Below are 11,462 nucleotides of genomic sequence, written 5' to 3'. Positions count from 1 at the left end.
GCTCAGCCCTTCAGTGCGACGAGCTCGTTGGGATCGACCGTGCGCTGCCGCTTGTTGACCTGGATGGCCAGTGCGAGGAGCAGGGCGGTGACGGTGGCCGAGACGACGATGTCGGTGAGGGTCATCGCCTGCACCACGGGGTCGACCACGTTGCGGTTGGGCGTGGTGGTCGAGCCGAACACCGGTGCGGTCGCGCCGTGTTGGTAGCCGACGGCGAGCAGCAGCACGTACGTACCGGACTGGCACACGGACAGGCAGACGACCGCGTGCACCATGTTGCGGCTGCGGACGATGCCGTACGCCCCGGCCAGCATCAGCCAGGCCGCGACGCAGTACGGGTAGATACTCACTCCTTCTCGCTCCCTTGGTGGCTGCCGTCGTCCTGCTCGGCGACGGAGACGGTGAGGTCCTCGGTGAAGAAGTGGGTGAGCAGGACGACGGCCCCGCAGGCCACCTCGACCCCGACGAGCGCGTTGAGCACCGGGACCGTCCCCGCCGAGAACAGGGCGCCGAAGGAGCCCATGGGCAGGAAGTTCTGCAGGAACGCGGTCCCGGCGAGGACGCCGATCAGGCCGAGTACGGTGAACATCCCGGCGCCGAGGGCCTCCCCCGCGTCGAACACCTCCACCGGCCGCAGCCGCTCCAGGGCCCGGTAGCTGCCGGCGAGGTAGAGCAGGTGGATGCCGGTCGCCAGCACGACGCCGCCCTGGAAGCCGCCGCCCGGGGTCAGCTGACCGTGGGCCACCACGTCGAAGCCGACGATCAGGGTGACGGGCAGCAGCAGGTATCCCAGCAGTCCCGTCGACTCCAGCGTCCGCCCGGTGCGCGGGGGGCGCCGCTCGCTCTCGCGCTGGGCGGGACGCAGCAGCGCCGCCACCCCGACCACCGAGCCGAGCAGGATGCTCTCCTCGCCCAGGGTGTCCAGGGCGCGCTGGTCGAAGTTGACCGCCGAGACCACGTTCGCCGTGACGTGACGGACCGCCGCCGGCACCGCGAGGTCGCGGTACAGGTGGACGGTCCCGCCGAAGGCGGGCATCCGCAGGAAGGCGAGGACCAGCAGCGCGGCGAGCGCCAGGGCGGCCGGCAGGTAGACGGCGAGACGGCCGCGTTCGCTCACTCCTCGTCCTTTCCGGGCCGGCGCTCGTCGCCCCGCTGGTCGCGGCGGATCCGGCGGATGGCGAGCATCACCATCAGCGGGACCAGCGCCGCGCCCACGCCCAGTTGGGAGAGCGCCACGTCGGGCGCCTGCACGGTCACGAACAGGACGGTCAGCGCCATCCCGAACATTGACAGGACGACCGCCTGCCGTTCCGGCGAGTGGGTGCCGACCACCACCGCGCCGATCGCGGCGACCAGGGTGAGCGCCACCGCGATCAGCACCGTCATGACGGCGAGTCCTCGTCGATCAGGCCGGCGCGCTGCGCCAGCACCCGGGCGGTCGCCGCCCCGAGCGCGGGGGCGCTGAGCGCGAGCAGCAGCACGATCAGGATGTCGAGACCGGCCGTCAGCCCCCAGCCGTTCTCCAGCACCAGCGCCACGGCGATCAGGGGTGCGCCGAGCGAGGTGACGGGGGTGAGGAAGTGCAGGCGGTTGTAGGCGCGCCGCATGGCGAGTGCGGCGAGGGCCGAGGCCACGACCACCGCCGTCCCCGCGGTCTCGCAGACCAGCGCGGCGATGTGCGCGGGCCCGGTCACCGCTCGTCCGCGGTGGGCGCGAGCAGGCGGGTGAAGACGAGCGTCCCGGCGAACGACACCAGCACCGTCACCAGCGGCACGATGAGGTACGACGGCTGCCCCAGCCCCTGGATCAGCAGCAGCAGGAACAGCACGACGACCACGCCGCCGATCTCCAGCCCGATCAGCCGGTCCGTCGGTTCGCCACGCGCCGTCAGCAGCGCGGCGGGCGCGAAGGCGCCGGCCAGCAGGGCCAGCGCGCCGATCAGCCATGCGTTCACCGGGTGATCGCCTTCTCCGTCGGGGACGTGCTCTCGGACAGGGAGTGCACCACCAGGCGGTGTCCTCCGGGGTCGTCGTCGACGACGTAGGCGCCCGGCGTCGACGACAGCGCGAGGGTGGCGAGCGCGCGGCGGGCCGCCGCCACCGGTTGCGGCGCGTCGTGCGGCAGCGCGACCTCGCGTACGCGGCCGGGCGGGCGCTCGTCGCGGGCGTGGCGCAGGGCGGTCCGGAAGACCCGAGCGGTGTCGGCGAGGATCGAGGGCGGCAGCGTGACCGCCCACCGGATCCATCCGGGCCGCGGCCGCCAGCAGCCGCCGACGGCCCGCCGCCCGGAGCGCGCGGCCACGGCGGCCGGCAGACCGCAGGCGGCCGCGACCACCAGGTCCTGCCCGTTGACGGACGACAGCGTCAGCAGCCAGACGCCGACGGCGGCTGCCCACCACCACACCAGCTCGGCGACTCGGATCACCGCCGCACCTCCGCCCGCACGTACGCGTGCCGTGTCCGCTTCCCGTGGCCGTCCTGGCGGATGCGGCTCCGTCCACCATCCTGGCCACGGCGCGGGCGCTCACGGCGCAACTACGACGGCGCACTCACCCGAATGCCGCGCGAACGCCGCCCGGATGCCGGTCATGGACGCCGGTCCTGGACTCCGACCGTGGACGCTGGTCGTTGAGCCGGTCGTGCATGCCGGTCGTGCATGCCGGTCGTGGATGGGCGTCTCGCGGTACGGACGGGTAGCCGGTTCGCGGCAGGCATTCCGGTAACGATCCAGGTGCGCGCCTTGTGGGAGGTTGTGCCACTTCTAGCATGCGCACATGCCATTCCTCTCACGCCGCGGCAGGAGTTCACGCCTTGCCCCGGAACTCGACGACGCCGATCTGGGCAAGCTCCTGAAGCGTCTGGTGTCGACGGCCCGGTCGAGCACGGCGGGAACGGCGGACCTGTGCGTGGCGCAGATCGCCCGCCTCCTGCGGGAGGAGCCCGACGACTTCGACCGCCGGGCGCACCGGCTGTCCGTCCTCGCCGGTTTCCTGCACGAGTCGTACCTGCCGGCCACATGGGCGAAACGGGAGCCGCGCAACGCGGACGCCCTGGTGCTGTGTTCGTGGGCCGACCTGGAACAGGGCCGCTCCGAGGGCGGGTTGGCGGACGCCTCCGCCGTGTGGAAGCGGTGCCTGCTGGCGGGCGAACTCGCGCCGCAGGATCCGACGCCGTGGGTGGTGATGCTCAACGTGGCGCGTCTGGAGGGGTATGCGCGCGCGGACGTCTTCGCGATCTGGAACGAGATAGTCGCGCGCGACCGCTGGCACCGCGAGGCGTACTTGAGCATGCTCGCCTATCTGAGCCCGCGCGAAGCCGGTTCACTCCCCCAACTCCTGGAGTTCGTCGACTCGGTGCGGACCCACATGCCGGCGAACGCCCCGTGCGCCGCCGTCGAACTCACCGCCCACGTCATGCAGTACCACTCCGCCGTGGCCCGCGGGGGCGCGATGGGGCTGCTCGCCGGCAACCACTGGAGGGGGCCGCAGGCGGCCGAACTCCTCGACCGGGCAAGGGTCACCTGGCCCCAGCCGTCGTTCTTCTCCCACGCTGCCGCCGTCGCCGACTTCAACCTGCTCGCCTACGCCCTGACCGCGGCCGGGCGGCGACGCGAGTCCGCCCCCGTCTTCGAGGCCATCGACGGCAAGGTCACCGACTGGCCGTGGCGCAACGACGGGGACCCCGTGGCCGTGTTCGAGTCGGCGCGCGGCAAGGCGGGTTGAGCCGCCGGGGTCAGAGGTCGCCCGGGGTGGCGAGTCCGGTCAGGGCGCCCACCGGGTCCAGGTCCGGGGTGCCGCGGGGCCACCAGTCGTCGCGGCCCGGCTCCGACTCGTAGGCGTACCACAGTCCGTCACGGCCCAGGCGGAGCTGGAGATGGCCGCGGGGGTGGGTGAGCCGGTTGTGCCGGGGGCGGAAGGCGGGCAGGTCGGCGGCCAGGAGCAGCGGGCGTGCCCGGTCGAAACGGCCGGCCGGGGGATCCCACGTCTCCTCCAGGACGGCCAGCCCCTCCAGGCCCCCCTGCCGCCAGGCGGCCACCGCGCGGGCGAGGTCGGCGGGGGTGCGGCCGGTGGCCGAGGCGAGGGAGGCGTACAGCGAGCGGGTCGCGGCGGTCAGTCCCGAGCCGGGGCGCGCGGCGGCCAGGCGCACCGCGTCCTGCCACAGCGTCAGCCCGCCGACCGGGTCCCGTCCGGTGGTGAGCAGGGCGTGGGCCCGGGCGGCCGCGTCGGTGGCCAGCTGGTCCAGCGCGAAGGCGTCGGGGCCGCCCGGCACCGCCGGGTACGCCGGCGGCTGCTCGGGGTGCGGGGGCGGGGGCAGCGGTGCGGGCAGGGGCGGCAGGCGGCGCGGTGCCAGTACGCCGGCGGCGCGCACCCCGGGGAGCGGCGCGGCCTCCTTGTCCTGGGCGTCGCGGGCGGCGCGGGTGGCGCTGCGGCGGGAGAGGGCGTCGAGCAGGGCGCGCTCGCCCCGGCCGCGCAGGAGCAGCAGCACGAAGGGGTCGGCGTCCAGCAGACGTGCCGTCTGGTAGCAGAGGGCGGCCGCGTGCTTGCAGGGGTGGCCGCGGTCGGGGCAGCTGCAGTGGGGGTCCAGGTCGCCGGGGCCGGGCAGCAGGGGGACGCCGCAGTCGGCGAGGGAGTGGTGCATCTCCTTGTCCAGCAACGCGGCGATGTGTCCCGGCCGCTCGGCGGCGGCGTCCAGGAACCGGTCCCAGTCGGCGTCGTCCAGCGTGCGCAGCCGTACCTGCACCCGGTACGGCCGCGGGCGGCTGCCCCGCACGTACGCCAGCACCAGCCCCGGCGTCACGGTGATCGCGTCCACGTGCCCGGCCTCGGCGTAGCCCCGCCCCCGCGCAAGCCGCGCCGAGTCCAGCGCTCCCTCCTCCAACGCGGTGACCCACGCGTTGCCCCACCACGTCTCGGCGAGCCCGCCCTCTTCCGGCCCACGCCCCGGCAACGCCGGAAACGTACGCCGAAGCTCCCCGTCCCGCCCGGGCGCGGCCATACTCCGCGGCACCCACGGCCCAACGGGCCCACCCGCCTCGCCCTCAGCACCAAGTTCGGCCCTCCGGGGGCCCGGGGTACCGGCGGACGGCCCGGACGGAGCACTCGCGGACGGCACCGCCGGAGCACCGGCGGGCCGCACCGGCGGCCTTCCGGTGCCCCGCCCGGCCGAGGTGCCGACGGCACGGGGTGGCGGAGTGCCGGGGGGCCGCGCGGTGGCGGCGCCGGTGCGCGTGCCCGGGGTGTCGGCGGCAGCGGATGACGGGGTGCCGGTGGGCCGCGTGCCCAGGGTCTCCGTGGGCCGAGCGCCCCGGGTGTCGGTGGCCCGCGACTCCGACGTGTCGGCTGCCCGCGCACCCGGGGTGTCGGCGGCACGGGATGGCTGGGTACCGGTGGGCCGCGGGGCGGCGCCGGTGGGTCTCGTGTCCGGAGTGTCGACGGCACCGGACGGCGGGGTGCCGGGGGGCCGCGTGGCGGCGCCGGTGAGCCTCGTGCCCGGGGTGTCGGGCCGCTGCTTGGCTGGGGCGTCGGCGGCACGTCTGCCGGTCGCGGCCGCGTGGGGCTCCCGCTCCGCCTGCGCGTCACGCCGGGCCAGCGCGGCCCGCAGCGCCTCACGCGCGGCATCGCCGGGGCGTCCGGTGGGCGGAGCCTCAGCACCCTGCGGTGCGGGGGCGGTTGAGTCGGCGGCGGCCGGGTCGGTCGGAGACAGCGCGGTTGCCTGTCCGGCGCCCGTTTCTCGGGGCCGCCGGGTCGAGGCGCCCTGGGCGTCACCGCTCTCCGCCGGCTGCCCCGGCGGCGCGTCGACCGATGCGGACCCGGTGGGCCCCGTCGGCGTGGCCTCCTCGTCGGGTGCCTGGGCACGTGCGGCACGGCGGGCGGACACCGCCTCGCGCAATGCGGCCCGGGCCGCGTCGGCCGGGCGAGGGGCGGGGGCCGCGTCGGCCGGGGCGGGGGCGTGGGCGGGGGCCGCACCGGGCGGGGCGGGGGCGGAGGCGGTCCCGGTCATGCCGGACGAACCACCAACCCCGGTCACGCCGCCCGAGCGCCCGCTTCCGGCGTCGTCGGCCGGGCCACCGGCACCGGACGCGCCGGCCGTGCAGCCTGCGTCGGGCGCGTCGGCCGGACCGTGACGGTCCGCCGCCTCGGCCGGGCCCCCGGAGCCGCTCTCACCGGCAAGGCGGCTCGCCCCAGCCCCACCGGACGTGCCGCCGCCCCGGACCGGTGCCGCCAAGCCACTGACGGTTTCCGAGGTGCCCGGGGTGTCGGTGGCTCCCGGCGTGCCCGGGGTGCCCGGAGTCTTCGGGGTGCCCAGGGTGTCGGTGGTGCCCGGAGTCTTCGGGGTGCCCAGGGTGTCGGTGGTGCCCGGAGTCTTCGGGGTGCCCAGGGTGTCGGTGGTGCCCGGAGTCTTCGGGGTGCCCAGGGTGTCGGTGGTGTCCGGAGTCTTCGGGGTGCCCAGGGTGTCCGGAGTCTCGGTGGTGCCCGGGGTGCTGGGCTCGGCCGTGTCGGAGCGGCCGTCGGGTTCGGTGGCGGCGCTGGTCGGCTCTGCGGGACGGGAGGAGGTGGGGCGTTGGCGGGCGGCGCGTAGGGCGTGACGGGCCGCGTCGGCGGGGCGGGGGACCATCAGGGCGCCTCCCTTCGCAGCCATACCAGGTCGGACAGTTCGCGGTCGGTGAGTTCGGTCAGGGCGGACTCACCGGTGCCGAGGATGGCGTCCGCGAGGGCGCGCTTCGCGGCGAGCATCTCCGCCACGCGGTCCTCGACCGTGCCCTCGGTGATCAGGCGGTGGACCTGGACGGGCTGGGTCTGGCCGATGCGGTAGGCGCGGTCGGTGGCCTGGTCCTCGACCGCAGGGTTCCACCAGCGGTCGAAGTGGACGACGTGCCCCGCGCGGGTGAGGTTCAGGCCGGTGCCGGCGGCCTTGAGCGACAGGACGAGGACCGGGGCGGCCCCGCTCTGGAAGCGGTCCACCATCCGCTCGCGCTCCGGCACCGGCGTACCGCCGTGCAGGAGGTCCACCGGCACCGCGCGGGCGGCGAGGTGACCGGTGATCAGGCGGGCCATGCCGACGTACTGGGTGAAGACCAGCGCCGAGCCGTCCTCGGCGAGCAGGGTGTCCAGCAGCTCGTCCAGCAGGGCGAGTTTCCCGGACCTGGCGGCGAGCTGGTCGCCCCCGCGCGGGTGGTCCTCCTTCAGGTACAGCGCCGGGTGGTCGCAGATCTGCTTGAGCGAGGTCAGCAGCTTCAGCACCAGTCCGCGCCGGGCCATGCCCTTGGAGGACTCGATGGCGAACATCGACTCGCGCACCACCGCCTCGTACAGCGCGGCCTGTTCGCGGGTCAGCGGCACCGGGTGGTCCGTCTCCGTCTTGGGCGGCAGCTCGGGGACGATGCCTGGGTCGGACTTCTTGCGGCGCAGCAGGAACGGCCGCACCAGGCGGGCCAGACGCTCCACGGCCTCCTCGTCCTCGCCGTTCTCCACCGCGCGCGCGTGCCGGGCCCGGAAGGACTTGAGCGGGCCGAGGAGTCCGGGGGTGGTCCAGTCGAGCAGGGCCCACAGGTTGGAGAGGTTGTTCTCGACGGGGGTGCCGGTGAGGGCCACGCGCGCGGGGGACGGGATCGTGCGCAGGGCCTTCGCGGTCGCCGAGTACGGGTTCTTGACGTGCTGCGCCTCGTCGGCCACGACCATGCCCCACGGCTGTTCGGCCAGCAGCGCCGCGGCCGACCGCATGGTGCCGTAGGTGGTGAGGACGAAGCCGCCGTCGAGGCCGTCCAGGGTGCGGTCGGGGCCGTGGAAGCGGCGGACGGGCGTCCCGGGCGCGAACCGGGTGATCTCCCGCTGCCAGTTGCCGAGCAGGGACGCCGGGCAGACCACCAGGGTGGGCTCGGTGCGGGCGCGCTTGAGGTGGAGGGCGATGAGGGTGATCGTCTTGCCGAGGCCCATGTCGTCGGCGAGGCAACCGCCGAGTCCGAGGGAGGTCATGAGGTCGAGCCAGGCCAGCCCGCGCAGTTGGTAGTCGCGCAGCGTGGCGTTGAGGCCCGGTGGCGGCTCGGCGGGGGCGACGCCGGCCGTGAGCCGGTCCCGCAGGGCCGCCAGCGCGCCGGCCGGTACCGCCTCGACCGTCTCCCCGTCGACCTCGGCCGTGCCGGTGAGGGCGACGGACAGGGCGTCGACCGGGTCCAGCAGGCCGAGGTCCCGCTTGCGTGCCCGGCGGACCAGGGCCGGGTCGACCAGCACCCAGCGGTCCCGGAGCCGTACGACGGGACGGTGGGCCTCGGCGAGAAAGTCCATCTCGGCCTCGCTGAGGGGATCGCCGCCGAGCGCCAGCTGCCAGCGGAAACTGAGCAGTTGCTCGCTCTCGAAGAAGCCGGTGCCGTCGGTCGCGGAACCTGGCGCGGGCCGCACCACCGCGGCGGCGGTGAGGTCCTGTGCCAGGTCGCGGGGCCAGTGCACGGCGACCCCGGCGGCGGCGAGCCGGGTGGCGGCCACCCCGAGCAGTTCGCCGGCCTCCTCCTCGGACAGGGCGAGGACGTCGGGCACCTCCTGCTCGCAGAGCCGGTCCAGCGGGGGCCACACGCGCGCTGCCCGCCGCACGGCCAGGGCGGCGTCCACGCGCGCGCGTGGCCCGAACGCGGCGTCGGCCTCCCCCGCCCACAGGGCCGCCGCGTCGGCCACGAGGGTGGGGTCGGCGAGGCTGTGCACCTGGACGACCGCCGCGCCCGCGGCCCGCGCCCGCGTGTCGTCGGCACGGTCGAACAGGTCGTACGCCGCGAGGTCCAGCCGCAGGGAGATCCGTACGCCCGCGTCCATGCCGGCGGCCACCTCGGCCGCCCAGTCGTGGGCGTGCGGCAGGTGCTGGGCCCGGCGGTCGGCGAACGGCCGGCCCGAGATGTGGGCGGCGGCCGGAGTGCGGGGCAGGGTGTCGGCGACCGCGTCGAGGAAGGCACGCAGCAGCGCCTCCGGTTCGGGCAGGAGCAGCGGCCCGGAGCCGGGCAGCGGGGTCGCGTGGCCTTCGTAGGGCAGGGCGGCGGCGATGGCGCGCAGGTGGGCCACGTCGTCCGGGTCGAGGGGGCCCGCGCGCCAGGCGTCGTGCGCGGTGGCGGTGAGGCCGGGCAGGAGGCGGCCGCGGGCGGTGAGCCGCAGGGCGTGCAGGGCGGCGGCGCCCCAGCAGGCCGTGGCGGGGTGGGCCGCCGGGTCGTGCCGGGCGCGCACGAGGTGGGGCAGGGCCTGCTCGACTGGCAGGGTCAGGGCGGGGGCGGTCCTGCGGCGGGCGCCGGAGCCGTGCCGCCGGACAACCGTGAGGTCCGTACGCGTGTGCGTGGGGGCGGGTGCGCCGGGGGGCTGGGACGGCGAGGTGGGCGGGGGCCCCTGCTCGCCCCACACCTGTCCGTCGGGGTCCCAGAAGGCGACGCGTCCCTCGCGCGGGAGGGGCGCCGGGAGGAAGACGGCCGCGAGCCGCACGGACAGATCGCCCGCCACGCCGCCCACCGCACCGCCCGCCGTGAAGTCCCCGGCGCCGCCCCCCGTCTCGTCGGCCCAGCCGTCCGCCGTGCCGTACGGCGTCGTCGCCACCGCGTCTCGCATACGTCCTGTCACCTCCCGCCCTTCCAGTCGGACCAGTCGTCTTCGACTCTACGGGCGGGGTCTGACAACCGGCTCCGGCGCGGGCGCGGGCCGGGGGTGACGGCCGGGTATCAGGGGACGGTGCGGGAGACGACGTAGACCATCGGGAGCACGGGGTTGGACATGTTGACGACCACGTCCTGGGTGGGGGCCGGGTTCTTCTGGCTGTGGGTGAGGCCCCACCACGGGCCCTTGCTGGTGAAGGTCCAGCCGGTGATCTTCTTGTCCCGGTCGCCGACCGTGATCGCGCCCTTCTTCAGGTCGGCGCGGTTGACGCCGAGGGCGTCGAGGAAGGTGTCCAGGCCGGGCTCGGTGGTCCGGAACTGGACGTAGAGGCGGCTCGTCTTCCAGTTGTTCGTCTCGTAGTACGCCACCCGGTCCGCGGGGTGCGGGATGAGCACTTGGTAGATGCGCTGCTGCACCTTGGCCGGGTAGCCCGGGCTGAGCCCGGTCGCGGAGTACTTGGCCTCCTTGTCCCTGCCGCTGCTGCGGCTCTGCGCGGCGGAGATCATCAGATAGCCGGCCGGGACGCCGATGAGCAGCACGATGATCAGCAGGGTCAGGGCCCTGCGCCGGTTGCGGTGGCGGCGGTCCTCGACGGGCCGGGGCGGCGGTTCGTCCGGGGGCGCCGCCTGGCGGGGCAGGGACATCGTCACAGCGCCTCCCGGGCCGTGCGCCGGGCCTCCGCGTAGCGCTCGTAGCGCTCGTGGCGCTCCACGCGGCGGCGCTTGGCGCGGCGGAAGCGGCGGGCGACGAGCCGGGCGAGGTCGGCGGCGCCGACCATGCCGGCCTCGGGACCGAGCTGCGCGCGGGCGATGCGCGCCTCGGGGCGGTAGCCGCGGCCGGTGAGATGGCGCCTGAAGGCGTCCCGCGCGGGGCCGATGAGCAGGTCGTCGGCCGCGGAGACACCACCGCCGACGACGAAGCAGGAGGGGTCGAGGGCGGCGGCCAGGTTGGCGATGCCGACGCCGAGCCACTGGCCGATGTCCTGGAGGAGCTCGACGCACATGGCGTCACCCTCGCGGGCCAGCTCGGTGATCATCGGGCCGGTGATGTCGCCGATGTTGCCCTTGACGTGCTCGATGATCCCGTAGGCGACCGGGGAGTCGGCCGCGGCCAGCTCGCGCGCCTCGCGCACCAGCGCGTTGCCCGAGCTGTACTGCTCCCAGCAGCCGCGGTTGCCGCACGGGCAGCGGTGGCCTCCGGGCACGACCTGCATGTGGCCGAACTCGCCGGCCACGCCGTACTTGCCCCGCTTGACCTGGCCGTCCTCCAGGATCGCGCCGCCGATGCCGGTGCCGAGCGTGATCATGACGAGGTGGTCCTCGCCACGCCCGGCGCCGAAGCGCCACTCGGCCCAGGCGGCGGCGTTGGCGTCGTTGTCGACCAGGACGGGCACCGACAGGCGTTCGGAGAGCCGGTCGCGCAGCGGCTCGTTGCGCCAGGACAGGTGGGGTGCGAACAGGACGCGGTTGCGGTCGGCGTCGACCCAGCCGGCCGCGCCGATGCCGACGGCGTGCACGTCGTGCCGGTCGGACAGGTCCAGGACGAGCTCGACGATGGTGTCCTCGACGACCTTCGGGCTCTTGGACTTGTCCGGCGTCTCGGTGCGCAGCCGCTCCAGGATGTTGCCGTCGGCGTCGACGACGCCCGCCATCACCTTGGTGCCGCCGATGTCGATGCCGACCGTGGGCACCCGGGGCGCCGTCAGGTGGCTGCGGCGCTCGCGCGTGCCCACGGTGCGCAGGACCGGGGCGCGGCGGGAGCCGATGGGGGCGGTGAGGTCGCGGTAGGTGCTCATCGGCCCCGATTCTGCCTCACGCGCGTTAAGGGTGCGGTACAGGGAGGC

11 protein-coding genes and 1 pseudogene are annotated in these 11,462 nt (G+C 75.3%); 2 read left to right on the top strand and 10 right to left on the bottom strand.

Annotation, left to right across the window (positions count from 1 at the left end):
- Nucleotides 1-2: 2 nt before the first annotated feature.
- Genes IE217_RS18445 through IE217_RS18420 form a run of 6 tightly spaced genes read right to left on the bottom strand, consistent with a single transcriptional unit; the run spans nt 3 to nt 2,424 of the window.
- Nucleotides 3-314: a sodium:proton antiporter gene (locus IE217_RS18445; RefSeq protein ID WP_373298064.1), complete on the bottom strand. Its 312-nt coding sequence runs from the start codon at nt 312-314 to the stop codon at nt 3-5.
- Between the two features lie 32 nt (nt 315-346).
- Nucleotides 347-1,117 (bottom strand): MnhB domain-containing protein, encoded by a 771-nt coding sequence (locus tag IE217_RS18440; RefSeq protein ID WP_229865371.1) that lies wholly within the window; start codon nt 1,115-1,117, stop codon nt 347-349.
- Nucleotides 1,114-1,386, bottom strand: coding sequence for a Na(+)/H(+) antiporter subunit B (locus IE217_RS18435; protein ID WP_190178988.1), 273 nt, complete (start codon nt 1,384-1,386; stop codon nt 1,114-1,116). The genes IE217_RS18440 and IE217_RS18435 overlap by 4 nt, the downstream gene beginning before the upstream one ends.
- Entirely contained in the window at nt 1,383-1,694 is a 312-nt protein-coding gene (locus tag IE217_RS18430; RefSeq protein WP_229865370.1) for a monovalent cation/H(+) antiporter subunit G, read from the bottom strand. Before IE217_RS18430 ends, IE217_RS18435 begins: the two co-directional genes overlap by 4 nt.
- Nucleotides 1,691-1,954: a monovalent cation/H+ antiporter complex subunit F gene (locus IE217_RS18425; protein ID WP_190178987.1), complete on the bottom strand. Its 264-nt coding sequence runs from the start codon at nt 1,952-1,954 to the stop codon at nt 1,691-1,693. Before IE217_RS18425 ends, IE217_RS18430 begins: the two co-directional genes overlap by 4 nt.
- Nucleotides 1,951-2,424 (bottom strand): Na+/H+ antiporter subunit E, encoded by a 474-nt coding sequence (locus IE217_RS18420; RefSeq protein WP_190178986.1) that lies wholly within the window; start codon nt 2,422-2,424, stop codon nt 1,951-1,953. The genes IE217_RS18425 and IE217_RS18420 overlap by 4 nt, the downstream gene beginning before the upstream one ends.
- A 349-nt stretch (nt 2,425-2,773) precedes the next feature.
- Between IE217_RS18420 and IE217_RS18415 the strand changes: the two genes are divergently transcribed.
- A complete protein-coding gene (locus IE217_RS18415) occupies nt 2,774-3,721 on the top strand; it encodes a hypothetical protein (protein WP_190178985.1) in 948 nt (315 codons plus the stop codon).
- A 10-nt stretch (nt 3,722-3,731) separates the two neighbouring features.
- Here the strand turns inward: IE217_RS18415 and IE217_RS35530 are convergent.
- Nucleotides 3,732-5,006, bottom strand: a pseudogene (locus IE217_RS35530) (SWIM zinc finger family protein); the annotation flags it as partial.
- A 1,246-nt stretch (nt 5,007-6,252) separates the two neighbouring features.
- On the opposite strand from IE217_RS35530, the gene IE217_RS18405 reads away from it, so the two are divergent.
- Complete coding sequence (locus tag IE217_RS18405) at nt 6,253-6,585, top strand: hypothetical protein (RefSeq protein WP_190179138.1); 333 nt, start codon at nt 6,253-6,255, stop codon at nt 6,583-6,585.
- 28 nt (nt 6,586-6,613) lie between these two features.
- Here IE217_RS18405 and IE217_RS18400 read toward each other — a convergent pair whose 3' ends face one another.
- From IE217_RS18400 to IE217_RS18390, 3 genes are all read right to left on the bottom strand, one after another.
- Nucleotides 6,614-9,574 carry an SCO1167/SCO6262 family helicase gene (locus IE217_RS18400; RefSeq protein WP_190178984.1) on the bottom strand — a complete coding sequence of 987 codons (2,961 nt, stop codon included), beginning with the start codon at nt 9,572-9,574 and terminating at the stop codon, nt 6,614-6,616.
- A gap of 110 nt (nt 9,575-9,684) precedes the next feature.
- A complete protein-coding gene (locus IE217_RS18395) occupies nt 9,685-10,269 on the bottom strand; it encodes a sugar kinase (protein WP_190178983.1) in 585 nt (194 codons plus the stop codon).
- Complete coding sequence (locus IE217_RS18390; RefSeq protein ID WP_190178982.1) at nt 10,266-11,414, bottom strand: ROK family glucokinase; 1,149 nt, start codon at nt 11,412-11,414, stop codon at nt 10,266-10,268. The genes IE217_RS18395 and IE217_RS18390 overlap by 4 nt, the downstream gene beginning before the upstream one ends.
- Between the last annotated feature and the right edge of the window lie 48 nt (nt 11,415-11,462).

It is taken from the genome of Streptomyces naganishii JCM 4654, from assembly GCF_014650575.1.
Classification (GTDB): domain Bacteria; phylum Actinomycetota; class Actinomycetes; order Streptomycetales; family Streptomycetaceae; genus Streptomyces; species Streptomyces naganishii.
Note: the sequence above shows the minus strand (reverse complement) of the source record. Positions and strands in the feature narration are given on the sequence as shown.

Excerpts from the sequence above, each read along its gene's own strand:
- IE217_RS18445 (WP_373298064.1), bottom strand. The coding sequence starts at position 314 with ATGCTGGCCGGGGCGTACGGCATCGTCCGCAGCCGCAACATGGTGCAC.
- IE217_RS18390 (WP_190178982.1), bottom strand. The coding sequence starts at position 11,414 with ATGAGCACCTACCGCGACCTCACCGCCCCCATCGGCTCCCGCCGCGCC.
- IE217_RS18435 (WP_190178988.1), bottom strand. The coding sequence starts at position 1,386 with ATGACGGTGCTGATCGCGGTGGCGCTCACCCTGGTCGCCGCGATCGGC.
- IE217_RS18415 (WP_190178985.1), top strand. The coding sequence starts at position 2,774 with ATGCCATTCCTCTCACGCCGCGGCAGGAGTTCACGCCTTGCCCCGGAA.
- IE217_RS18400 (WP_190178984.1), bottom strand. The coding sequence starts at position 9,574 with ATGCGAGACGCGGTGGCGACGACGCCGTACGGCACGGCGGACGGCTGG.